Here is a 23,228-nt window from a genome sequence, read left to right on the forward strand (position 1 = left end):
GCGGTGAACTCTGCTACGGAAGACCGGATTTGCCGGGCAGACTGGGCCATGGTCACGACAGGGCGGGACAAGTGCGGGACAGGCGGGAGGGAGATCCCATGCGGTACGGCCCGGCGGTACGCCGCCGCAAGCTCGGCGCGGAGCTGCGCCGCCAGCGCGATCTGGCGGGGCTCACCAGCGGCGAAGCCGCGCGGCGACTGAGCTGGCACCAGTCGAAGGTGAGCCGGATCGAGACCGGGCGCAGCGGGGCGAAGCCCGCCGATGTGGCCCGGCTGCTTGATGTCTACGGGGTCACCGACCCACAGCTGCGGGCCCTGCTGGAGGCGCTGTGCGGCGGGGGCGCCTCGGATCCGGAGGGGTCGCGGCGCGGTTGGTGGTACGCGTACCGGGATCTGCTGCCGCCCGCCTACCGGGACTTCATCAGCCTGGAGGCGGAGGCGTCGGCGGCGTACACGCTGGAGACCACGGTGGTGCCGGGGCTGCTGCAGACCGCGGACTACGCGCGGACGGTGACCCGGGCGGCGCTGCCGGAGCTACCGGAGGACCAGCTGGACACGCTGGTCGAGGTGCGGATCGCGCGCCAGTCGGTGCTGCGCGAGGATCGGCCGCTGCGGCTGCACGCGGTGCTCGACGAGGCGGTGTTACGGCGCGGAGTGGGCGACGCCGGGGTGATGCGGGCTCAGCTACGACAATTGGCCGAGTTGGCCGAATTACCGCAGGTGCGGTTGCAGGTATTGCCGTTTTCCGCCGGAATGCCCATTGGTATTACAGGTCCTTTCATTATCTTCTCTTTTACGCACATTACTGACCTCGACGTAGTAGTTCTCGACCATTTGACGAGTAGCCTCTATCTGGAGCGGAAAGAAGACCTCCGGGCGTACAGCAGCGCATTCGATGTGCTGCGGACCAACGCCCTGGCACCAGAGGAATCATTGACGTTCATCAAGAAAATCGGGGGCGGCGCCTGAGAGGGGCACCATGTCCGATCTGTCCGTCAAGTCCGCTGCCTGGCTGCGCAGCAGCTACAGCGTCGGAATGAACAACTGCGTCGAAACGGCCCGGCTGAGTCCGGGTCTGCTCGCCGTGCGGGACTCGAAGAACACCGCGGGTCCCGCCCTGCTGTTCCCTCCGTCGGCCTGGACCTCGTTCGTCGAGGACCTGTGCCGCGGCGATCTCGGTGACCCCGGTTCCGGGGAGGCCTCCCGGCCGTAGCCGGGAGGGCTCCACACCGCCGGACACCGATCCGTCAGATCGATCCGTCAGGCGGCCGGTGCGGTCCCCACGATCACGTCGGCCGCCTGCTCCACCTGCTGATCCGTCAGATCCGCGCGAGCGGTGAGCCGTACCCGGGAGATGCCGTCGGGTACGGACGGGGGACGGAAGCAGCCCACCACCAGACCGGCCGCACGGCAGTCCGCGGCCCAGCGCACCGCCTGCTCGGGGGAGGGCGCGCGCACCGACACCACCGAGGCGTCGGGCCGCGCCGCGGTGAGCCCGGCGGCGGTCAGCCGTGCGTGCAGCCGCGCCGCGACCGTACGGGCCCGGGCGGCGCGCTCCGGCTCCCGGCACAGCAGCCGCAGACTCGCCAGGGCGGCGCCCACGGCGGCCGGGTTGAGGCCGGTGTCGAAGATGAACGTACGAGCGGTGTTCACCAGATGCCCGATCACCCGGGCGGGCCCCAGCACCACCCCGCCCTGACTGCCCAGCGACTTCGACAGGGTGGCCGTGACCACCACGTCCGGCGCGCCCGCGAGCCCGGCGGCGTACGGGGCGCCGCGCCCGCCGTCGCCCACCACGCCCAGGCCGTGCGCGTCGTCCACCACCAGCGCCGCGCCGTGCGCCCGGCAGGCGGCGGCGAGCCCGGTCAGCGGTGCCACGTCGCCGTCCACCGAGAAGACCGAGTCGGAGACGACGAGCGCGCGGCGCCCCGGGTCCTCCCTGCGGGCCCCGTCGAGGACCTTGGCCGCGGCGTCGGGGTCGGCGTGCGGGGCGACGGCGACCTCGGCGCGGGAGAGCCGGCAGCCGTCGATGAGCGAGGCGTGGTTGCCCGCGTCGGAGACGATGAGCGCGCCCCGGCCGCTCAGCGCCGAGACCGCGGCCAGGTTGGCGGCGTACCCGGAGGAGAACACCAGCGCCGCCTCGAAGCCGCAGAACGCGGCCAGCTCCGCCTCCAGCGTCGCGTGCAGCTCGGTGGACCCGGTGACCAGCCGGGAGCCGGTCGAGCCCGCACCCCAGCGGCGTGCCGCCTCCGCCGCCGCGGCCGTCACCTCGGGGTGCCGGGCCAGGCCCAGGTAGTCGTTGCTGGCGAGGTCCAGCAGCGGGGACTCGGCGGGCCGGGGGCCGAGCACGCGATGCAGCCCGGCGCGGCCGCGCTGCTCCCGGTCGGCGTCGATCCACGAGAACGGGTCGATCGCGAACGGGTCGTCCTGGCGGTCCTTGGGCATCGGCTTCCTCGTCTTCGTTCGGGCCTGGGCCGGGCGCGGCCGGGCGGGTACCGGGCACCGACTGTGGGGTCCGGATAGAAGGTAGTCGTGCCCATGCGTGGTCAGGGTGTGGCAATACACACACCCCGAACGCCGCGTCTTGTACGGTCCCTCCTTGGCCAGGAGCGGTGGGGTAAGACAGGATCTCCGCCATGGACCTGCTGAACACGCTGGTGGAAAAGGGGCTGCGGGGCGAGTCGCCGACCCGCGCAGAGGCTCTCGCGGTATTGGCGACTTCCGACGACGACGTGCTCGACGTGGTGGCCGCCGCGGGCAAGGTGCGCCGTCGCTGGTTCGGGCGGCGGGTGAAGCTCAACTACCTGGTGAACCTCAAGTCCGGGCTGTGCCCCGAGGACTGCTCGTACTGCTCGCAGCGGCTCGGCTCGAAGTCCGAGATCCTCAAGTACACCTGGCTCAAGCCGGACCAGGCGGCGGCTGCGGCGGAGGCCGGGGTCGCGGGCGGCGCCAAGCGGGTCTGCCTGGTCGCCAGCGGGCGCGGGCCGACGGACCGGGACGTGGACCGGGTCTCGCAGACCATCGCCGCGATCAAGGAGCAGAACGAGGACGTCGAGATCTGCGCCTGTCTCGGGCTGCTGTCCGACGGGCAGGCGCAGCGGCTGCGGGAGGCGGGCGCCGACGCGTACAACCACAACCTCAACACCTCCGAGGCCACGTACGGCGACATCACCACCACCCACACCTACGCCGACCGGGTCTCCACCGTGCGGCAGGCCCGGTCCGCGGGCATGTCGGCATGCTCCGGGCTGATCGCAGGCATGGGCGAGCGCGACGAGGACCTGGTCGACGTGGTCTTCTCGCTGCGCGAGCTGAACCCGGACTCGGTGCCGGTCAACTTCCTCATCCCGATCGAGGGCACCCCACTGGCCGGGGACTGGAACCTCACCCCGCAGCGCTGTCTGCGCATCCTCGCCATGGTGCGGTTCGTATGCCCGGACGTGGAGGTGCGGCTCGCGGGCGGGCGCGAGATCCATCTGCGTTCCCTCCAGCCGCTGGCCCTGCACCTGGCGAACTCGATCTTCCTCGGCGACTATCTGACCACCGAGGGCCAGTCGGGCAAGGACGACCTGGCGATGATCGCCGACGCGGGCTTCGAGGTGGAGGGCACGGACACCCGGACGCTGCCCGCGCACCGCGCCGACGTAGCCGCGGCGGCGGCAGGCGGCTGCGGTTCGCACGGTGCGGAGGGCGGCGGCTGCGGCCCGTGCGGGGACGTGCCCGGCACCGCTGCCGACACCTCCGCCGAGCCTGTCGTGGAGCCCGTCGCGGTCGCGGCCGGGGAGTCGCACGCGGACCTGGTCGCGGTGCGCCGCCGGGGCGCGGGGACGGAACTGCCGCCCAATGCCTGAGCCGCTGACGCCCGACGCGCTGCTGGCGCTGGACCGGCAGCACGTCTGGCATCCGTACGGCCCGATGCCCGGCCGCACGGACCCGCTCGTCGTGGAGTCCGCGGCCGGGGTCCGGCTGCGGCTCGCCGAGCCGGTGGAGGGCGTACGGGAACTGGTGGACGGGATGTCGTCGTGGTGGTCCGCCATCCACGGCTACAACCACCCGGTGCTCAACGACGCGGCGCGCGGTCAGCTCGACCGGATGAGCCATGTGATGTTCGGCGGGCTCACCCATGAGCCCGCCGTGCGGCTGGCCACCCGGCTCGTGGAGATCACACCGGAACCGCTGCAGCACGTCTTCCTCGCCGACTCGGGCTCGGTGTCGGTCGAGGTCGCGGTCAAGATGTGCCTCCAGTACTGGCGCTCGCTCGGCCGCCCCGCCAAGCAGCGGCTGCTGACCTGGCGCGGCGGCTACCACGGCGACACCTGGCAGCCGATGGCGGTGTGCGACCCGGAGGGCGGCATGCACCGGCTGTGGTCGGGCGTCCTGCCGGAGCAGGTCTTCGCGGACGCGCCGCCGCCCGGCTTCGACGCCGAGCCGGACCCGGCGTACGAGGCACATGTGCGCGAGCTGGTGGCCCGCCACGCGGACGAGCTGGCCGCGGTGATCGTGGAACCGGTGGTGCAGGGCGCGGGCGGCATGCGCTTCCACTCGCCCGCCCTGCTGCGGACGCTGCGCGAGGCGTGCGACGAGCACGACGTCCTGCTGGTGTTCGACGAGATCGCCACCGGCTTCGGGCGCACCGGCACGCTCTTCGCGGCCGGGCACGCCGGGGTCAGCCCCGATGTGATGTGCGTGGGCAAGGCGCTGACCGGCGGTTATCTGACCCTGGCCGCCACCTTGTGCACCTCGCGGGTGGCGGAGGGCATCTCGCGCGGCGAGCTTCCGGTGCTCGCCCACGGCCCGACGTTCATGGGCAATCCGCTGGCCGCCGCCGTCGCGGGCGCCTCGATCGACCTGCTGCTGTCCTACGACTGGCGGCAGGAGATCAAGCGGATCGAGACGGGGCTGCGGGACGGGCTGGCGCCCGCGGCCGAGCTGCCCGGCGTACGGGACGTACGGGTGCTCGGCGCGATCGGCGTCGTCCAGCTCGACCACCCGCTCGACGACGCGGGCATGGCGGCGGCGTCGCGGGCAGCGGTGCGCGAGGGCGTATGGCTGCGGCCGTTCCGCGATCTGCTCTACACCATGCCGCCCTACATCACCGGCGACGACGATCTGGCCCGGATCTGCACGGCGGTACGGGCGGCGGCCGCGGCGGGCTGACGGGGCAGCAGCCGGACAACAGCGAGACAACAGCGAAAGGCACGAAGCAACAGATGTCAGTACTGGTCGTGACCGGCACCGGCACGGAGGTCGGCAAGACCGTCACCACGGCGGCCGTCGCGGCGACGGCGCTGGCGCGCGGCCGGTCGGTCGCCGTCCTCAAACCCGCGCAGACCGGCGTCGGTCCGAACGAGCCGGGCGATGCCGCCGAGGTGGCCCGGCTCGCCGGTGACGTGACCCTGCGCGAACTCGCCCGCTACCCCGAGCCGCTGGCGCCCGACACCGCGGCGCGCCGCTCCGGGCGCCCCGCGGTGCGGCCGCACGAGATCGCGGAGGCGGCGGAGAAGCTGGCCGCCGAGCACGATCTGGTGCTCGTCGAGGGCGCGGGCGGCCTGCTCGTACGGTTCGACGAGACCGGCGCGACGCTCGCCGACGCGGCCCGGCTGCTCGACGCGCCCGTCCTGGTCGTCGCGCACGCGGGCCTCGGCACGCTCAACGCCACGGCCCTCACGGCCGAGGCGCTGCGCTCCCGGGGCCTGCGCTTCCCCGGCGTCGTCATCGGCAGCTGGCCCGCCGACGCCGATCTCGCCTCCCGCTGCAACCGGACCGACCTGCCGAAGGCGGCGGGCGCCCCGCTGCTGGGCGCCGTACCCGAGCGGGCCGGGGCCCTTCCGCCCGCCGACTTCCGCGCGGCGGCCCCGGGGTGGCTGGCCCCGCGGCTCGACGGCGGCTGGGACGCGGAGCAGTTCATGATGGAGCACTGCACGGCTTGACGGTGGGGGCGGCATGGGCAGACTCCCAGTACCGGTACACAGCCGTCCCGCTGGAAAAGGGGTGTCACTCATGCCCGTACGCCGTCCCCGGCCCCCGTGCGAAACCGTCCACCATCCGCTCTTCGCCCGCTTCTACGCCAAGGTCAGCCCCTTGGCCGACGAACGGGCCGGGGTCGCCGAACTCCGTAGTGAGCTGCTGGCCGGGCTGTCCGGCCGGGTCATCGAGATCGGCGCCGGCAACGGCCTGAACTTCGCGCACTACCCGAGCGCCGTCTGCGAGGTCGTCGCCATCGAGCCCGAGCGTCATCTGCGCCGGCTGGCGGTGCGGGCGGGCCACCGGGCCGAGGTTCCGGTGGATGTGGTGCCCGGGGTCGCGGAGGCGCTGCCGGTCAAGAGCGAGGCGTTCGACGCGGCGGTGGCGTGTCTGGTGCTGTGTTCCGTACGGGACGTCCAGCGCACCCTGGCCGAACTGATGCGGGTGCTGCGGCCGGGCGGTGAGCTGCGGTTCCTGGAGCACGGGCGGGCCGAGGGGCGGGCGCTGGCGATGACGCAGGGGGTGCTGGACCGCACGGTGTGGCCGCGGATGTTCGGCGGCTGCCATACGGGACGCGAGGTGCGGGTCGAGATGGCGCGGGTGGGCTTCGAGCCCGTCACCCACCGGTCCCTGCGGCTCCCCGAACGGGGGCTTCCGCTGCCCACGTCGCCCTGCACGCTGGGCGTGGTGCGGCGCCCGGCGGCGTAGCGCTCGTCAGGGGTATCTCCTAGACGCTCCAGCGGCGCAGCTCGTCCGCGATCGCGTGCACATCCACGGCACCGTCGTGCACCAGGCGGGCCAGATCCCGCACGCGCTCCGGCGAGATGGCCACCTTCAGCCCGCTCGCCACCAGGTACGCGTACGCGACGGCCGACGCGAACAGCGCGTTCGAGCGCTCCAGGGCCGGTACCAGGAGCAGCAGCTGCAACAGCGCGGCGGCCCGCTCCTGCGGGTCGGTGTAGATCGGGGTGCCGAATATCTCCGCCTCGTGGCGGCTCACGGCGGCCACCAGCGCACCGTAGTCGGTGACGCGCGGGTCCCCCGGAGTGTTGTGTTCGGCGATCATCAGAAGCCAGGCGAGATCGATACGCACGGTCAACGGCGCGCTTCGCCTCCGAGCTCCCGGCCGAACTCCTCGTCGAAGACGGACTGGTACTGCTTCATGAAGTCGGCGGCAGCCTCCACGAACGTATGCCCCACCTCGCCCGCGTCCTTGCGCACCAGCTCTTCGATGTAGCGGTTGACGCTCACGCCCCGCTGCAGTGCACGCTCCCGCGCCACCTCGGCGGTGGTTTCGTCGACCCGGACGTTCAGCTGTGTTTTGGCCACGCTCTCAAGCTAGCGCATATTTGCTAGCAGCGCCAACCGCGCGCGAAAGCCGGGACGGTCCCTACCATCGAGGGCAAACCGTTCCGACACGGGAGGCGTTTGTGTCCACACCGGCGGCGACGAGAACAGACGGGGACGCGGAGGGCGGCGCTCGCGCGGCGGCCCGGGCCCGCGGCCTGACCAAGGCGTACGGCACCGGCGAGACCGCCGTGATCGCCCTGGACGCGGTGGACGTGGAGATCGAGCGGGGCAGGTTCACCGCGGTCATGGGGCCGTCCGGTTCCGGCAAGTCCACGCTGATGCACTGCCTGGCGGGGCTGGACACGGTCTCCTCGGGCCAGGTCTGGCTGGGCGACACCGAGATCACCGGGCTCAACGACCGGCAGCTGACCCAGCTGCGCCGCGACCGGATCGGTTTCATGTTCCAGTCGTTCAATCTGCTGCCCACCCTGAACGCGGCCGAGAACATCACCCTGCCGATGGACATCGCGGGCCAGAAGCCCGACCCGGAGTGGCTGGAGCGGGTCATCGACACCCTCGGGCTCCGGGACCGGCTGAAACACCGGCCCGCCCAGCTGTCCGGCGGCCAGCAGCAGCGGGTGGCCTGCGCGCGGGCGCTGGCCTCCCGCCCCGAGCTGATCTTCGCGGACGAGCCGACCGGCAACCTGGACTCGCGGGCGGGCCTGGAGGTGCTGACCTTCCTGCGCGAGGCGGTGGACGACCTGGGCCAGACGGTGGTCATGGTGACCCATGACCCGAGCGCCGCCGCCCACTCCGACCTGGTGCTCTTCCTCGACGACGGCCGGATCGTGGACCGGATGGAGCGCCCCACTGCCGACTCGGTGCTGGGCCGCATGCAGATCTTCACCCGGGCGCACATCGCGGCGGCCGACGGCCCGGTGGCCGACGCGGGCTACTGAGCGCTCTGCCGAGAGCACAAGGCGGCCCCCAGGAGAGCCGCTTCTCCGATAGGTTCGGGACATCCCCGATCAAGGAGGGCTCATGGCAAGGCCGTTCCGTTTCGGAGTCAATCTCCTCGCGCTCGAATCGGCCCCGGCGTGGCGGGAGAAGTGCCGCCGCGCCGAGCATCTGGGCTACGACGTGCTGCTCGTCCCCGACCATCTGGGCATGCCCGCGCCGTTCGCGGCCCTGGTGGCCGCCGCCGAGGCCACCGAGCGGCCACGGCTGGGCACCTTCGTCCTCAACCTCGGCTTCTGGAACCCGGCCCTGCTGGCCCGCGAGGTCGCCACCTGTGACGCGCTCACCGGGGGACGGCTCGAGCTGGGCCTGGGGGCGGGGTATGTGAAGGCCGAGCACGACAGCGCCGGGCTGCCGTTCGGGTCGCCGCGCGAGCGGGTGGACCACCTCGAGCACACCGTCCGTGAGCTGGCGCAGCTGCTGACCGATCCCGAGCAGCAGCCGCGGCCCGCGCAGACGCCGCGCCCGCCGCTGCTGCTGGGCGGCAACGGCGACCGGCTGCTGCGGGTGGCCGCCCGTCACGCGGAGATCGCGGCCTTCACGGGCGCGGTCCAGGCTCCGGAGGGAGCGCCCAGCCCGATGAAGATGATCACCCCGGATGCGCTGGACGAGCGGGTGGCGGCCTTCCGCCGCTTCGCCGCCGAAGCCGATGCCGAGGCCCGGCCGGAGCCGCCCGAGCTGAACTATCTGATCCAGATGGTCGACACCACCGGCGACCGCCGCGCCAAGGCCCGCGAGCTGCAGCCATACGCCCCCGACGCCACCGAGGACCAGCTGCTGGAACACCCCGCGCTGCTGCTGGGCGGCCCCAAGGACATCGCGGACCAGCTGCGGGCCCACCGCGAGCGCTTCGGATTCTCGTACTTCACCGTGCTGGAGCACCACATGGAGACCTTCGCACCGGTGATCGAGGAGCTGCGCGGCAGCTGAAACCCGGTCGACGCCAGGTGCCGCCCGGTGGTGGGATGCGGGCATGGATGATCTTCGAATACGGGCCGCCGGGCCCTCGGACGTCGACACCGTGCTCGGCTTCTGGCGCGAGGCCGCCGAGGGCACCAGCATCAGCGACGACCGGGCCGGGGTGGCCCGGCTGATCGCCCGGGACCCGGAGTCGCTGCTGCTGGCCGAGCGGGACGGGGCGCTCGCCGGGACCGTCATAGCGGGCTTCGACGGCTGGCGCTGCCATCTGTACCGGCTCGCGGTCCACCCCGCCCACCGCCGCCGGGGCGTGGCGACGGCGCTGCTCGCGGCGGCCGAGGAGCGGTTCGCGGCGCTGGGCGGGCGGCGCGGGGACGCCATGGTGCTCGACGCGAACGCGCTCGCCCACCACGCGTGGAGCGCGGCCGGTTACGCCCGGGAGCCGCAGTGGAGCCGCTGGGTGAAGCCGCTCGTCCGCGCCTGACCCGGCGGTTTGCCGTGCCTTTACGATGAGAGTGCGCGGCGTCTCCCGTCGCGCGCTCCTCCGGGCCCTGCCGGATCATGGGACGGAGGTGAACCGATGACCGAAGTCCTCCTCCTGGCCATGGCGCTCCTGCTGGCGCTCGCCTGCGGCGGATTCGTGGCGGCGGAGTTCTCGCTGACCACGGTCGAGCGCGGCGAGCTGGAGCGGGCCGTGGAGCGCGGCGAGCGCGGTGCGGAGAGCGCCCTGAAGGCCGTGCGCGGCCTGACGTACCAGCTCTCGGGCGCCCAGCTGGGCATCACCGTCACCAACCTGGTCGTGGGCATGCTCGCCGAACCGTCCATCGCGGTGCTGCTGGGCGGGCCGCTCACCGCGATCGGGGTGCCCCGCTCCGCCGTCCACTCGGTGGCCCTGGTCATCGGCACCGCCTTGTCGACGGTGGTGATGATGGTGGTCGGCGAGCTGGTCCCCAAGAACTGGGCGATCTCCCGCCCGCTGCCGGTCGCCCGGGCCGTCGCCACCCCGCAGCGCGTCTTCAGCGCGGCCTTCCGCCCGCTCATCGCCCACCTCAACAACACCGCCAACCACATGGTGCGCCGGATGGGCCTGGAGCCCGCCGAGGAGCTGGCCTCGACGCGCAGCCCGCAGGAGCTGATCGCGCTCGCCCGGCACTCGGCGAAGGAGGGCGCGCTGGAGGAGGACACCGCGGAGCTGTTCGTCCGCACCCTCAATCTGAGCGAGCTGACCGCGCAGAACGTGATGACGCCCCGGGTGCAGGTGATCGCGCTGGACGTACGGGCCACCGCCGAGGACGTCGCCAACGCGACCCGCGCCACCGGGCTGTCCCGCTTCCCCGTCCACCGCGACAGCCTGGACGCGGTGGCGGGCGTCGTCCACATCAAGGACGTGCTCACCGTCCCCGCCGAGGCGCGGCCGCGCCATCCCGTGTCCGAGCTGATGCACGAGGCGCTGCTGGTCCCCGAGTCGCTCACCGTGGACCGGCTGCTGGACCGGCTCTCGGCCAACCGCAGCATGGCCGTGGTCATCGACGAGTACGGCGGCACGGCCGGGGTCGTCACCCTGGAGGACATCGTCGAGGAGGTGGTCGGCGAGGTGCGCGACGAGCACGATCCGCACGAGACCGCCGATCTGGCCCCGGCCGGCGAGGACGCGGAGGGCCGGGCGGTGTACGACGCGGACGGCGCCGCCCGGGTCGATCAGCTGGAGGAGATCGGGCTGCGGGTGCCCCCGGGTCCGTACGAGACGCTGGCCGGGCTGATCGCGGCCGAGCTGGGCCGTATCCCGGTCGTGGGCGACACGGTCCGGACGGAGGGCTGGCGGATGGAGGTGGTGAACGCGGCGGGCCACCGCGCCGCCCGCGTACGGCTGCACGCCCCGCTCCCCCGCGGCCACGGCCGGAGCCAGGACCACGGCGGGAGGGGCCCATGACCGCCGTCCAGCTGCTGATCGGCCTGCTGACGCTGGTCGCGAACGCCTTCTTCGTGGGCGCCGAGTTCGCCCTGATCTCGGTGCGGCGCAGCCAGATCGAGCCGTACGCCGAGCGGGGCGACCGCCGGGCGCGGGCCGTGCTGTGGGGGCTCGAACACGTCTCCGCGCTGCTGGCCGCCGCCCAGCTCGGCATCACGCTGTGCACGCTGGTGCTGGGCGCCGTCGCGGAACCGGCCATCGCGCATCTGCTGGAGCCGCTGTTCCACGCGGCCGGGCTATCGCTCGGGCTGGTCCATCCCATCTCGTTCGTGATCGCGCTGGGCCTGGCGACCTATCTGCACATGCTGGTCGGCGAGATGGTGCCGAAGAACGTGGCGCTGGCCGAGCCGGTGCGCACCGCGCTGCTGCTCGGGCCGCCGCTGGTGGGGCTGGCACGGGCGCTGCGCCCGGTCATCTTCGCGGTCAACGCGTTCGCCAACGGTCTGCTGAAGCTGATGCGGGTCGAGCCCCAGGGCCAGGTGGCGGCCACCTTCTCGGATGACGAACTGGCGCGCATGGTCGCGGACTCCAGTGAGGCCGGGCTGCTGGACGACCGCGGTGCCGAGCGGCTGCGGGACGCGCTGGAGCTGGGGCGGCGGCCGGTGCGGGACGTGGTTCTGCCCATGGACCGGGTGGTCTCGGCGCGGATCGGGGTCACCCCCGAGGAACTGGAGCGAAGGTCGGCCGAAACCGGCTTCTCCCGCTTCCCCGTGATCGACGGATCCGGGCGGATCCTGGGCTATCTGCATGTGAAGGACGCGCTGGACGCCCATCCGCGCGACGTTCCGTTCCGCCCCGATCAGCTGCGGCCGGTCGCCCGGGTGCGGTCCCAGACGCCGCTGGACGACGTGCTGACCGCGATGCGCGACAGCGGCACCCATCTCGCGCCCGTCATCGACGCGGAGGGGCGGCTGGAGGGGCTGGTCACGATGGAGGACGTGCTGCGCCTGCTGGTGGCGTGACGTTACGGCGAGCGTGCGGTGACGGGGGGCGGCTGGCCGGTCCGTCACTGGTCCCGTCTGGACTCATGGGCGATGATGCACGCCTGCCAGTGCGCCAGCGCCTCCTCCCGTCCGCCGCCGCCCTCCTCGGCCACGGCCAGCAGCGCGTCGGCGGCCATCGCGGCGAGCCGGACGGCGACCCGGCACACATCGCGCGTCTCCAGCGGCTCCAGCAGGGCCGCCGCGCCCTCACCGTCGTCGGCGAGGGCGGCGGCGACGATCGCCATCGTCGTACGGTCGCATTCAAAGGCATCCACGCGGACCAGACTGCCCTACTCCGCGCCGTACGGAACCCCGCTCCGCCCAACCGAGCGACCCGTTTGCCTCCGCGCGCCGCCCCCGCCGCGGATTCCCGGCCATCCGCGCGCGGGGCGCTCAGGGCCGGCGGCCGGGCCGTGCGCCTGCCGGGTCGTAGCGGAAGACGGCGTATTCGACGTGCCCGATCACCTTCGTGCGGTCCGTGCGCCGGTACAGCTCGGGCGGCCGGAAGATGTTGTCGTCGTAGATGTCCGCCCCGGGTTCGAGGTTCCAGCTCGCCGTCGTCCCGTTCCGGGCACCGCCCTCGAAATAGATGTGGGTCATCGCCATTGGCTCATGATGCGCGCGCCTCCGCCTCCGCGCAGCCCGCGTGCACCGGATAAGATCGTCCGAGCCATGCAGACGAACACCACCTATACAAGCTTTGTCGCGGTCGGCGACTCCTTCACCGAGGGCATGTCCGACGCCCTCCCGGACGGCGGCTACCGCGGCTGGGCGGATCTGCTCGCCGCCCGGCTGGCGGCCCGTACCCCAGGATTCCGGTACGCCAATCTCGCGGTGCGCGGGAAGCTGATCGGCCAGATCGTGGACGAGCAGACGGGCCGGGCGGCCGCGATGGGCGCGGACCTGGTGACGCTGGTCGGCGGGGGGAACGACGTCCTGCGGCCGAAATGCGACGTCGGACGGGTGTGCGGGCTGCTGGAGGAGGCCGTCGAGCGGCTCGCGCCCAGCTGCAAGCAGCTGGTGCTGATGCGCAGCCCCGGGCGGCGCGGCCCGGTGTTCGAGCGGTTCCTGCCGCGGATGGAGCGGCTGTTCTCCTTCGTGGACGAGCTGGCCGTGCGGCATGACGCGCTCGTCGTGGACCTGTACGCCTCCGAGGCGGTCGGCGACCCCCGGATGTGGGCGGACGACCGCCTCCATCTGAACGCCGAGGGGCACCGCCGGGTCGCCGAGGCCGTCTGGCAGGCGCTGGGCCACGAGCCGGAGGAGGACTGGGACGCGCCGCTGCCGCCCGCGCTCCGCCCCGGCTGGCTGGCCCGCCGCACCTCCGACGCCCGGTTCGCCCGCGAGCACCTCGGGCCGTGGATCGCCCGGCGGCTGACGGGCCGTTCCTCCGGCGACAACGTTACGCCAATGTTAGTCCCGTACTGGGACAAGCCCATCTGTGCGGATCATTGCGGACAAATAGATTGCTACTGGACATGGGCCGACCTCTGGGCTGAGGGACCACCGAAGTCAACTCCCCACAGTCATAAGGCAGTTGGCCCCACTGAGCGGTGCGTCCTCTGTAACGACTCGCAAGAGTGACGGGCACACGAGAGCGCCCCCGCCAGCCGTTGAGTGAGGCTGCCGGGGGCGCGGCCCGTTCCCTGTCGGGGGTACCGGTGCCGGGCGCTTATTCGTCCCGTGTCACACGTGCATGGTCCGTCACGACTCGGCGGAAGAGATCATGACCAGTCCGGCCGGTGTGGCGTAGACACCACTGCTGCGCCTCTTCCTGCTCTTCCTGCGGGCCAGACGTCTCACCACAGCCGGACGTGGCGCAGAACGCTTCGAACGTGACTCCGCCGTCCGACACGTGCCGGATAGTGTGCGGCACGAAGCGCATCACCGGGCGGGCCATGAGGACACCTCTACGCCGCTCTCACAGTCCGTCATGGGCAACCGGGCTCCCCTGCTCTCAGCGACCCGTAGAGCGTCGCTAAGGCACTCGGACAGCCGCGCGCCGACGTTACGCAACTCGGTCGCGGAAGCCTTGGGGTCGCTCAGGATCTTCCGCGCATGATTCAGCACCTCGGCACCTGTCGTGAGCTGAACGGCTTCCATCTGGTCAGCGAGCTGCCAGATAAGTCCGCCCTCACTGCCAGGGGCAAGGAAACACCGCTTCCCGCCTTCTGAATGCCATGGCAGCAGCCGCGCCGGTTCCCGGTCGCTCATCGAGGCACCTCCGGCAGAAAGTCGACGCCCACAGTCGCCAGCACAAGAGAGCGTGTGCGCTGCGGGCGTCGCGTCCGTTCCTGCCTCCGCTCATGCGCCACAAGGTAGGGGCGCACCATGGCGAGTGCGTGTCCATCAAGCGCCATCGGCTCAGACGCCGGTGCGGAAACAGGCGCAGCAGGCACAGAGGGCGCCACATAGGCGCGGCTGTGCTTGCCGGGGGTGTGTCGCCCGAACAGGGTCTCTCTCACCCGTTCGGGTAGTCGTGATAGGCATTGCATGTCGGTCTGCTCCATTCAGATCGGCCATACCCCGGGGCCGTTCGCGCGGTCGCCGGGGGCCTTGCGTCTAGGCAGCCTGCCAACCCCTCAAAGACGTATCCGCCCATGTCTAGGGACAGTTGGGACGTTCGGGCGGTAGCGTTGAAGAACGCCCAAACGTCCGAGGGGGAGACCTTGAACACTGCCTTACGATCAGCTATGGCTGACGCCAAACTGTCGGCACGGCAACTTGCATCACGCGTCGGGGTCTCCGGAAAGACGGTCGAACGTTGGATCGCGGACGCAGCCCTGATTCCACACGCGCAGAACCGTGAGGACGCCTGCATGGCGTTGGGAGTGAGTCAAGAAATGATCTGGCCGAAGGCAATCAAAGACCGCGTGAAAACGGGTGCCGACCGGGAAATTATCCACTCTTACCCGTATCGCTCGGCATGCCCATCGACAGTGTGGCGCGACCTCATCACAGAGTCTTCGGATGAACTCTTCTTCGCCGGTTACACAAACTATTTCCTCTGGCTGGAACAACCAACGTTCGCAACCACACTGCAACGTAAAGCAGAAAACGGGTGCCGAGTCAGGTTCCTGCTAGGCAATCCTGACTGCGAAGTAACGCGTCAGCGCGAACAGATCGAAGATGTATCGCTTACAGTTTCCACGCGCATCCGCGTCACGCTGGAAAACCTCGCGAAGCTGGGAACAGTTGAAGGGATAGAGGCACGGTTCTCGGCAGCAGCCGATGCCGCTAACCACGTCTCACTATCCGTTTTTCGGTTCGACAATCAAGCGTTGGTTACTCCGCATCTCGCACGCATGGTCGGCCATGACTCCCCCCTTCTGCACTTGCGCAAGCATGGCGACAGCGGCATGTTTGACCGGTTCGCCGAACACGCAGAGGAATTGTGGTCCAGGGGCGTACCGGTAGAATAGGCACCCGCCGCGCGGTAGCCACAACGCAGAAAAGGGCTCCGGCACCATCTCATCGAAGTGAGAGGTACCGGAGCCCTTTATTTTATGCCGCAGAGTGCGCAAACCACTTGATGGCGCCTGTGTTGTCGACAAGGGCGGCGTCCGCCCGGAGGATCGCACGGAAGGTCACAAGGTCCGAGTTAAATGCGTAGTCGTCGGACCGCTCGAAACGAATTCCGTTGACCATGCGCACAAAGTAGCGCGACCAGTCACCGAACAGCACATATTTTGCGCCCGCGCCCATGGCGGGAACGAATGGATCGATGAAGGCTGGCTTTCCGATCATTGATCCGGAGGCGCCGGCTGGACCGTCGGTGACGAATTCGGTTCCGGCTGTTTCGCCCGTGGTGGCCTTTAGCTTGCGAATAGCCGTGAGTGTCGCATTGCGCAGCAGCCAACCGGCCGCAGGCTGCATCACGTACGGTTCCGCAAGCGACCCGAACAGGTCGTAAATCAGATCTGTTCCCTGCCCCGCTGTTCCTTGGGCACCGAAGCTAGAAGCGGTACCAGTCGGCCCCGTGGCGCCTGTCGTGGCGTCCAGTATCACGCCGCGCGGCTGTCCCGACCCTGTGCCGTTTACGAGGTGCGCACCGAGCCCCAGCCCGATAGCCTGCCCAGCCTCACGCGCCAAATACCCCTCCAGGTCTACCCCGGAATCTTGCACAAGCTCAGAGGAGACCTGAACGAGAAAGGCGTACTTGAATGCACCGAGTGAAACGCTGGAAAGCGCCGGGTCCGACGCCGCTATCGTTCCGCCCTCAGAGACGATGGATGCCGTAGAGAGAGCGGACGTGCGGGGCACGCGCAGAGTTTCGCCCGACGTCGTGGTAAGCAGCGTCGCGCCCGCCCGGAGAACTGCCGAGGATTCCACCATGTGCTCAACGAGTCGGCCATAGAAAGACACCGGCGCCATGTTTGCGGGTGACGTGGTGACGAGACCACGGCGCTCCAGTCCGGGCTGATAGGCAGAGCGCGCATTTTTCCAGCGGACATCAATCGGACGCGGGTTGCGCTCAAGGAGCATGCTGCGGAACGAGTCGGCCAGCTCGTTATCAAGCTGATAGCGCCGCGCGTTGCCGTAGCCGGACAGAATAGTGCTCGCCTTCTCAGCGCTCCGTTCGTCGTCCTCAAGCTGGGCAATGCGCTCATCGAAGAGTTCGAGATCAGCCAGCAGCTTTCGCCACCGGCTGTCTTCTTCTGCCGTAAAGGACCGGTTTTCGTCTGCCGCACGGTCCGCTATGCGCTTCGCCTCATTCCACGCAGCCGTACGGTTCTCCTTCACATGCCTTACAAGTTCAGAGGACATGGCTATACCACCTGATTCCTTAGTTCGCGATTGGTGTCAGGTGGGTTTCGCCCTGCCTGGGATCTTCGGGATTCAGTTAGAGGGATGCGTGGCGCGCTGTCCCTGTGCGAGACGCGAAAGCCGCAGCGTGTCCGAAGGCACTACGGCTTTCGCCTCTGCGCTATTCAGTTGTCGTGCCGGATGGGTGTCGCCCTGTCCAGCGGTTCACGCGAGCAGCTAAATCAGAACGGAAACCCGCGCTGCGTATAGCCGCACGCGCTTGGGCCGACCGTCGCCGGACCCAAGATCAACGGCGGGGAATCGCCCCCGCACAATTTTTAGAAAGTTGGGCGTGGGGCTGGGAAGGCCGCCTGTCAAAAACGGGAGCGCTCGCAGGTCACGCGCTCGCGCGCTCGCGTCGCCACATGCGGAAGTAGTGAGCGAGACACAACCCGCGCGAATGCTGCGGTTTGCCGCAGGCTGCGACCAGGCAGGGGCCGAGTCGTTCGCCGCGCTCGCGCCGGTAGCAGGAGCGGCACAAGCCCCGGGCGTACGGGGGCGCGCTACATCCGTCTGCGCGGCACATGGCTGCCTCCTGCCCTGTCGGGGCGGCTGTCTGGCGAGAGCGCCCAGGGGGCGCCTGTGGGCCGTTCCTGCGTCCAGTGGCGCCCGGGTACCTGCGTGCCTGGGAAGCGCTCAGCGTGGGGCATGAGAAAGGCCCCGGCCGAGGAAGGCGCGGGACCTGAGTGCTCCGGCCTCAATGAGGGCATACGGGGCGTGCATTCATCTTCGCTCGATCACTTTCTTTCGTCCAGTGCTATAAGGGCCCTTCCTTTGTGATCTGCTTCCTGTCCGATGGCAGACCCTGCCGTGATCTTGCTGTCTTGCTTTCAGTCTTTCTCGCCTCGCTCCCTGCCCTGCCCCTGCCTGCCTATAGGGGGCAGGCAGGGAGGCAGGGTCAGGAAGGAAGGTACGACCCTGCCGACGGCAGGGCTAAGGCAGGGTTCCGGCAGGGTCGGCAGGGTGGTGTCTCTTAGCCTGGCCGACCTGCTCGATGCTCACCTGGCCGTGATCTATAAGCCATTCAAGCGCCCAGTCTTTGTCATCATTCGCACCCTTCACCGCTCGGCGTATGGCACTTTTACTCGCACCGGGGCTTACCGCGAGGAATGCGAGGATGTCATTTCGCACCCGCTCTGGCGGTTCCGCCTTGTACCCCTTGTTGTCTGCCTGGACGGCCAGCCAGAGGTCAGCAGTCGGCAGGAATGTCCCCTCAAAGTTGATAACGAGATCTGCGAAGTGCTGCGGCGTAGGCCCCGGAATAGCATGGCTGCGGACCCACGCCCCACGGTCCTTTTCGACTTTGAGCCTGCTCTTTCCGGCCACCCCCTTACCGATGGGCCTTACCGGCTCAAGAAGGTATGAGACGCCAGTGAGTGCTGACTTTTTGTGCTGTGATCCGATGGCACGTTTTCCGTCGTGCGGCACATGGTCGAGAACTACCACCGCCCAACCTGCGGCAGCGAAAGGCTTTGTCATCTTCGCGTGCCACGATGCGACATCCTCAGCGTCATTCCCTTTCAAACCCTCCATGGCCATCGCTTCCGTCATGCCGTCGAGTACCACGAGCGTGCCCTTAAGGGAAATGAGCCGTTGGAACTCTTGTTCATCGTCTTCGGTAAGCGGTCCGGTAGGACTGTGGTACTGAAAGAACGTGACCACTTCTCGCCGACTCGCGCCGAGAAGTTTTAGACGGCGCACGATAGACGCTGCATCGTCCTCGAAGTCGATATAAGCGACGTATCTGCTTGCCCGGATTTCCTGGACGACTATCAAGCAAGCAAGCCACGACTTACCCGCTTCGGATTCGGCGTGCACACCGTTGATTTTTCCGCGATAAAAGATCCCTATAGGCATGTCACCGGAAAGGCGGCCAACGTCGGCCTGTTCCTCGTTCTCTGCCGTTTCCCATGCTGCGGCTATATCTACCGGAGCCCAGGCATACACCTGCCCGCCGCTCTCTTTCCGCAGAATTTCTTTAGCCCGCTTCTTGGCGCGCTCATAGCTGGCTATCTTTTGCGCGTCTTGCAGTTCGGCAGCCTCGCGCCTTTGTGCATCTATAAGCGCCTGCGTCTTATCGTCCAACCCGGGCACAGGCACGCGTTCGGAAATGGCCGTGACTATCTTCTGCGCTTCTTCGCTGAGAGATTCCAGGGCAATGGACTCCGCACCGAGCAGCCAAGACATTGCGAGTCGGACGTTTATTTCAAACTGGGATGTACCAACGTCACTCAAGCCGTGCCCCCGTCCGGGTCGCCTGGCATTACCCGCGCAACGCGTCCGGTCGCGTTTGCTGCCCTTATGGCGTCGTGCATGTCAGTGACGGTCCCGCACAATACGGGGCATGTCGCATCGTGGGTGATATGCAGATGTTGCACCCCGCGTGAGTCACGGAATATCCCCTCAACGCGAGAGCTACAGTGCGAGCATTGGTATTTTTCAGCAAAGTCGCGGACCACCTTCGGCGGTGTTGACCGAGTGGCGCCCTGGCCGTGCTTTTTCTTCCGCTTCTTTGACATTTGCTCACTTCCAAATGATCGACATCTTTCTTGACTCAACACTCGCGCTCTATTGAGATTTCAAGGTTCACCCGGATTACATAGTCGACCGTCAAGCGTTCACGGAATTAATCGCTGATACACAGGAGGGTACGCAGACGCTCGATTTGCTCGGGCGTGGGAACGGGCGCAGTCGAGATCAACCGCTGAATATGTGCTTCCAACGTGCGCGTCTTCAATTCGCGCTGATCATCGACCACGTCGGCGTCAGGATTATGCCGCTTCTTGCCCGCAATGCGGGCCCGAAGTTTCGCCGTCTCGGGAGAGATGGGCATTGGGGACTCCGGGATATGTCCCACCGGGACTAGGAGATGAGTCCGCGCGCTTTATCAACTGCGCCCAACGTCAGCTTACCCGGAAGCTGTTCGCCGATAACACGCCAGGATGTGGCCCAGTTCACACGAAAACCAGGGAATCTCTACGGAGCGTTACGAGGTAACGGAGCGTTCCCACGGGCACGTCTCGCGACATCCGGCGCCACCGCTGCACCGAAATATTCCAGCCTCTCCATGCCCCCTGGACGCACGAGAGCGCCCCCACTCACGGCAGAGTAGGGGCGCCCGTCTATGGGACCGCAGAGAGCCGTCTAGGACGCGCGTCGCCAGACGATGCGCTCAGATACCGGTACAGGGTCGAATACGTTTCGCGGTGCACGGAGAATGCGAGGCTCCCCGAACAGTTGGGGCGTGAGGACGATCTTTGCAATTTCACGGCGCGCGCCGATGGGCGCCTTCTTCCATGCTTCCTCTACGCTCTCGGCAGCGCCGAGGAGAGAGGCAAGCACAGGCGGAAGGGTGAGCGCGCGCTCCTGCTCCTCCAGATCCGCAATTTTGTCGGCCAGCGCCTCAATAGACCTAGCCAGAAGGCGCGCTTCACTAAGCGTTTCAGGCGTAGCCTTTTCCATCTCCTCTTTGTTGGTGCGCGCCTGGGCCAGATCAGTACGCACCTTCCGAACCTTTTCATCGTCCTCTTTTTTGGCAGTAAGCATCTCGTAGACGTCCGGACGCGCAAGGTATCCGAGCATCGCGGGAATGACGATCGCGTCAACATCTGCCTTTTCTATGAAGACGTGACTCTTCCTACAAGTGTAGGATTCTCGGTGCGATTTCAGGTGCGCCCGCGTCACCGTAAGCGGCCCGCCACACGGGTCACACTTCAGCGTCATGGTAAGTTCGTATTTCGGTTCACGACTTGCCGCCGGATTACGACCAGGGGCGTTGATGATGCGCTGGACGTTATAGAACCGCTCTGGGCTGACGATCCAATCCCAGGTCCCTTGAATTTCCTCGGTTTTGCCGCTCGCGGGGTCCGTGTGGGCGCGAATCCCTGCGTAAGCATGGCGAGTCGCCATGTTCCGCAGGTTGTGCCGCGTGAAGGGCCTTTCCTTCGGCTCCTTCCCTTCCTTGTACTTGACATAGGGGCGCGGCCCATTCACATATCCACGCTTGAGGAATAGGCGCTCAATCGCTGCGACACTGTAGCCCTTTTCCAAAAGACGGAACAGTTCCTTGGGAACGATCGAAATTTCTTCATCCTCAACCCAGTTGTCCAGTTTTCCGGTCTTCGGGTCATAGGTAGGCATCAGCCCGTAAGGCGCCAGACCATGAGGGCGACCCAACTTAGCCTGCGCTGCTGCGGTACGTCGGCCACGGACCGAAATCCGCTCACTCTCGCCCTCGTTCTCGATTGCCTCGCCCAGCAATACCTTTCTGTCGCTCCACTTCTCCATGTCGTACAGGCGCCCATGGGTGGTGACCCAAATCATGACGTGCACGGCCCTACACAGGTCGATAAGGCGAGCCCATTCACTTACCTTGCGGCTGCCTCGCGAGGATTCCCACAGCATGAGAATCCGGGCCCCAAACTTCCCTGTCTCCAAATCGGAGGTGAGCCGTTCGAAGTCGTCACGCTTCCTCGTTGCGAAGGAAGATGCCGAACGGTCCGCGTCCACATACGGCACACCGAGATTCCAGCTCTGTTCGTCTGCCGCTTCCTTGTTTCCGTCTGCCTGCTCTTGAATTGAGTTGCCGCCCCTGTCGTCAGAGAGGCGCCGGTATTCGCGCGCGTCGGACAGGACCGGAGACGTCGGGTTGGTGATCAGTGCGCCGTTGCGTTCCGTCTGGGTCGCCATGCCCGCAGTGTGCTCGCGACTCACAACCGTGTGAACCCGTCCGGCGACGGCCGGGCGCCGAAGCGCGCCGAACTGCTGCCGTACGAGGGCTGACCGGACCGGACCGGTGGGCACCGGTCTGGCCTGGGGATACGGCCAGTAGACTCTGTCCACGTGACTGGTAAGCCGCGCATTCCGAACGTCCTGGCCGGCCGCTACGCCTCCGCGGAGCTGGCCGTCCTGTGGTCCCCCGAGTACAAGGTGACGCTGGAGCGGCGGCTGTGGCTCGCCGTGCTGCGTGCCCAGAAGGACCTGGGCATCGAGGTGCCGGACGCCGCCCTCGCCGACTACGAGCGGGTCCTGGAGGACGTCGACCTCGCCTCGATCGCCGAGCGCGAGAAGGTCACCCGGCACGATGTGAAGGCCCGTATCGAGGAGTTCAACGCCCTCGCCGGTCATGAGCACGTCCACAAGGGCATGACCTCCCGCGATCTGACCGAGAACGTCGAGCAGCTGCAGATCCGGCTCTCCCTGGAGCTGGTGCGGGACCGCACGGTCGCCGTGCTGGCCCGGCTCGGCAAGCTGGCCGCCGACCACGCCGAGCTGGTGATGGCGGGCCGCTCGCACAACGTCGCCGCGCAGGCCACCACGCTCGGCAAGCGCTTCGCGACCGCGGCGGACGAGCTGCTGGTCGCCCACGGGCGGCTGGAGGAGCTGCTGGGGCGCTACCCGCTGCGCGGCATCAAGGGCCCGGTCGGCACCGCGCAGGACATGCTGGACCTGCTGGGCGGCGACGCGCGGAAGCTGGCCGAGCTGGAGCGGCGGATCGCCGGTCACCTGGGCTTCGCGCAGGCGTTCACCTCGGTCGGCCAGGTCTACCCGCGCTCGCTGGACTACGAGGTCGTCACCGCCCTGGTGCAGCTGGCCGCGGCCCCGTCCTCGCTGGCCAAGACGATCCGGCTGATGGCCGGGCACGAGCTGGTGACCGAGGGCTTCAAGCCGGGCCAGGTCGGCTCGTCCGCTATGCCGCACAAGATGAACACCCGCTCCTGCGAGCGCGTCAACGGCCTCGCCGTGATCCTGCGCGGCTACGCCTCGATGACCGGCGAGCTGGCGGGCGACCAGTGGAACGAGGGCGACGTGTCCTGCTCGGTGGTGCGCCGGGTCGCGCTGCCAGACGCGTTCTTCGCCTTCGACGGGCTGCTGGAGACCTTCCTGACCGTGCTCGACGAGTTCGGCGCCTTCCCCGCCGTCGTCGCCCGCGAGCTGGACCGCTACCTGCCCTTCCTCGCCACCACCAAGGTGCTGATGGGCGCCGTTCGGGCCGGGGTGGGCCGCGAGATCGCCCATGAGGCGATCAAGGAGCACGCGGTCGCCGCCGCCCTCGCGATGCGCGAGCAGGGCGCCGAGCGCAACGAACTGCTCGACTCCCTCGCCGCCGACGAGCGGATTCCGCTGGACCTGGCGGGGCTGGAGGCGCTGATGGCCGACAAGCTGTCCTTCACGGGCGCCGCCGCCGACCAGGTCGGCACGGTGGTCGGCCGGATCGAGGAGATCGTCAAGCAGCATCCCGAGGCCGCCGCGTACGCGCCGGGCTCGATCCTCTGACGCCGC

Annotated in this window: 23 protein-coding genes; 14 read left to right on the forward strand and 9 right to left on the reverse strand. The window is 68.5% G+C overall.

Annotated elements, in window-relative coordinates; genetic code table 11:
- The first annotated feature begins 98 nt into the window (after window positions 1-98).
- Together ACFZCY_RS16620 and ACFZCY_RS16625 are read left to right on the forward strand one after the other, a co-directional pair.
- Window positions 99-968: a Scr1 family TA system antitoxin-like transcriptional regulator gene (locus ACFZCY_RS16620; RefSeq protein ID WP_391173431.1), complete on the forward strand. Its 870-nt coding sequence runs from the start codon at window positions 99-101 to the stop codon at window positions 966-968.
- A gap of 10 nt (window positions 969-978) precedes the next feature.
- A complete protein-coding gene (locus ACFZCY_RS16625; protein ID WP_391173434.1) occupies window positions 979-1,212 on the forward strand; it encodes a DUF397 domain-containing protein in 234 nt (77 codons plus the stop codon).
- A 47-nt stretch (window positions 1,213-1,259) separates the two neighbouring features.
- Here the strand turns inward: ACFZCY_RS16625 and ACFZCY_RS16630 are convergent, their stop codons facing one another.
- Complete coding sequence (locus tag ACFZCY_RS16630; protein WP_391173437.1) at window positions 1,260-2,444, reverse strand: aminotransferase class I/II-fold pyridoxal phosphate-dependent enzyme; 1,185 nt, start codon at window positions 2,442-2,444, stop codon at window positions 1,260-1,262.
- 191 nt (window positions 2,445-2,635) lie between these two features.
- Between ACFZCY_RS16630 and bioB the strand changes: the two genes are divergently transcribed.
- The 4 genes from bioB (at window position 2,636) to ACFZCY_RS16650 (ending at window position 6,671) form a co-directional block, all read left to right on the forward strand.
- The gene (gene bioB / locus ACFZCY_RS16635; protein ID WP_391173440.1) at window positions 2,636-3,850 is read left to right on the forward strand and encodes a biotin synthase BioB; all 1,215 of its coding nucleotides are present in this window, start codon (window positions 2,636-2,638) and stop codon (window positions 3,848-3,850) included.
- The gene (locus ACFZCY_RS16640; protein WP_391173443.1) at window positions 3,843-5,156 is read left to right on the forward strand and encodes an adenosylmethionine--8-amino-7-oxononanoate transaminase; all 1,314 of its coding nucleotides are present in this window, start codon (window positions 3,843-3,845) and stop codon (window positions 5,154-5,156) included. Before bioB ends, ACFZCY_RS16640 begins: the two co-directional genes overlap by 8 nt.
- A 53-nt stretch (window positions 5,157-5,209) precedes the next feature.
- Window positions 5,210-5,929, forward strand: a complete 720-nt coding sequence (gene bioD, locus ACFZCY_RS16645; RefSeq protein WP_391173445.1) for a dethiobiotin synthase — start codon at window positions 5,210-5,212, stop codon at window positions 5,927-5,929.
- 70 nt (window positions 5,930-5,999) lie between these two features.
- On the forward strand, window positions 6,000-6,671 hold the full coding sequence (locus ACFZCY_RS16650; RefSeq protein ID WP_391173449.1) for a methyltransferase domain-containing protein: 672 nt from the start codon (window positions 6,000-6,002) through the stop codon (window positions 6,669-6,671).
- 19 nt (window positions 6,672-6,690) lie between these two features.
- Here ACFZCY_RS16650 and ACFZCY_RS16655 read toward each other — a convergent pair whose 3' ends face one another.
- Window positions 6,691-7,062, reverse strand: coding sequence for a hypothetical protein (locus tag ACFZCY_RS16655; protein WP_055551449.1), 372 nt, complete (start codon window positions 7,060-7,062; stop codon window positions 6,691-6,693).
- Window positions 7,059-7,292, reverse strand: a complete 234-nt coding sequence (locus tag ACFZCY_RS16660) for an antitoxin (protein WP_055551448.1) — start codon at window positions 7,290-7,292, stop codon at window positions 7,059-7,061. Before ACFZCY_RS16660 ends, ACFZCY_RS16655 begins: the two co-directional genes overlap by 4 nt.
- Window positions 7,293-7,393: 101 nt before the next feature.
- Here ACFZCY_RS16660 and ACFZCY_RS16665 point away from each other — a divergent pair, with 101 nt between their 5' ends.
- The 5 genes from ACFZCY_RS16665 to ACFZCY_RS16685 all read left to right on the forward strand — a co-directional run bounded on the left by ACFZCY_RS16665 (window position 7,394) and on the right by ACFZCY_RS16685 (window position 12,119).
- Entirely contained in the window at window positions 7,394-8,212 is an 819-nt protein-coding gene (locus tag ACFZCY_RS16665; RefSeq protein ID WP_391173455.1) for an ATP-binding cassette domain-containing protein, read from the forward strand.
- Between the two features lie 82 nt (window positions 8,213-8,294).
- Window positions 8,295-9,200 (forward strand): TIGR03621 family F420-dependent LLM class oxidoreductase, encoded by a 906-nt coding sequence (locus ACFZCY_RS16670; RefSeq protein ID WP_391173458.1) that lies wholly within the window; start codon window positions 8,295-8,297, stop codon window positions 9,198-9,200.
- A gap of 43 nt (window positions 9,201-9,243) precedes the next feature.
- A complete protein-coding gene (locus ACFZCY_RS16675; protein WP_391173460.1) occupies window positions 9,244-9,672 on the forward strand; it encodes a GNAT family N-acetyltransferase in 429 nt (142 codons plus the stop codon).
- A 96-nt stretch (window positions 9,673-9,768) separates the two neighbouring features.
- Window positions 9,769-11,118, forward strand: coding sequence for a CNNM domain-containing protein (locus ACFZCY_RS16680; protein ID WP_391173463.1), 1,350 nt, complete (start codon window positions 9,769-9,771; stop codon window positions 11,116-11,118).
- A complete protein-coding gene (locus ACFZCY_RS16685) occupies window positions 11,115-12,119 on the forward strand; it encodes a CNNM domain-containing protein (protein WP_391173466.1) in 1,005 nt (334 codons plus the stop codon). The genes ACFZCY_RS16680 and ACFZCY_RS16685 overlap by 4 nt, the downstream gene beginning before the upstream one ends.
- A gap of 44 nt (window positions 12,120-12,163) precedes the next feature.
- Here the strand turns inward: ACFZCY_RS16685 and ACFZCY_RS16690 are convergent, their stop codons facing one another.
- A complete protein-coding gene (locus ACFZCY_RS16690; RefSeq protein WP_039936516.1) occupies window positions 12,164-12,385 on the reverse strand; it encodes a hypothetical protein in 222 nt (73 codons plus the stop codon).
- Window positions 12,386-12,533: 148 nt separating this feature from the next.
- On the reverse strand, window positions 12,534-12,746 hold the full coding sequence (locus ACFZCY_RS16695) for a hypothetical protein (protein WP_391173469.1): 213 nt from the start codon (window positions 12,744-12,746) through the stop codon (window positions 12,534-12,536).
- Between the two features lie 66 nt (window positions 12,747-12,812).
- Between ACFZCY_RS16695 and ACFZCY_RS16700 the strand changes: the two genes are divergently transcribed.
- Window positions 12,813-13,724, forward strand: coding sequence for a GDSL-type esterase/lipase family protein (locus tag ACFZCY_RS16700; protein ID WP_391173472.1), 912 nt, complete (start codon window positions 12,813-12,815; stop codon window positions 13,722-13,724).
- A 1,109-nt stretch (window positions 13,725-14,833) separates the two neighbouring features.
- Complete coding sequence (locus tag ACFZCY_RS16705) at window positions 14,834-15,562, forward strand: DUF5919 domain-containing protein (protein WP_391173475.1); 729 nt, start codon at window positions 14,834-14,836, stop codon at window positions 15,560-15,562.
- An 82-nt stretch (window positions 15,563-15,644) separates the two neighbouring features.
- Here the strand turns inward: ACFZCY_RS16705 and ACFZCY_RS16710 are convergent, their stop codons facing one another.
- From ACFZCY_RS16710 to ACFZCY_RS16725, 4 genes are all read right to left on the reverse strand, one after another.
- Window positions 15,645-16,907: a phage major capsid protein gene (locus ACFZCY_RS16710; protein WP_391173478.1), complete on the reverse strand. Its 1,263-nt coding sequence runs from the start codon at window positions 16,905-16,907 to the stop codon at window positions 15,645-15,647.
- Window positions 16,908-17,879: 972 nt separating this feature from the next.
- On the reverse strand, window positions 17,880-19,181 hold the full coding sequence (locus ACFZCY_RS16715; protein ID WP_391173481.1) for an AAA family ATPase: 1,302 nt from the start codon (window positions 19,179-19,181) through the stop codon (window positions 17,880-17,882).
- A gap of 391 nt (window positions 19,182-19,572) precedes the next feature.
- Window positions 19,573-19,779 (reverse strand): hypothetical protein, encoded by a 207-nt coding sequence (locus ACFZCY_RS16720; RefSeq protein WP_391173484.1) that lies wholly within the window; start codon window positions 19,777-19,779, stop codon window positions 19,573-19,575.
- A gap of 311 nt (window positions 19,780-20,090) precedes the next feature.
- A complete protein-coding gene (locus tag ACFZCY_RS16725) occupies window positions 20,091-21,635 on the reverse strand; it encodes a recombinase family protein (RefSeq protein ID WP_391173486.1) in 1,545 nt (514 codons plus the stop codon).
- A 153-nt stretch (window positions 21,636-21,788) separates the two neighbouring features.
- Between ACFZCY_RS16725 and purB the strand changes: the two genes are divergently transcribed.
- On the forward strand, window positions 21,789-23,222 hold the full coding sequence (purB, locus tag ACFZCY_RS16730) for an adenylosuccinate lyase (protein WP_391173490.1): 1,434 nt from the start codon (window positions 21,789-21,791) through the stop codon (window positions 23,220-23,222).
- Window positions 23,223-23,228 lie beyond the last annotated feature (6 nt).

The sequence above is a fragment of the Streptomyces sp. NPDC007983 genome, from assembly GCF_042958345.1.
Lineage (GTDB): Bacteria > Actinomycetota > Actinomycetes > Streptomycetales > Streptomycetaceae > Streptomyces.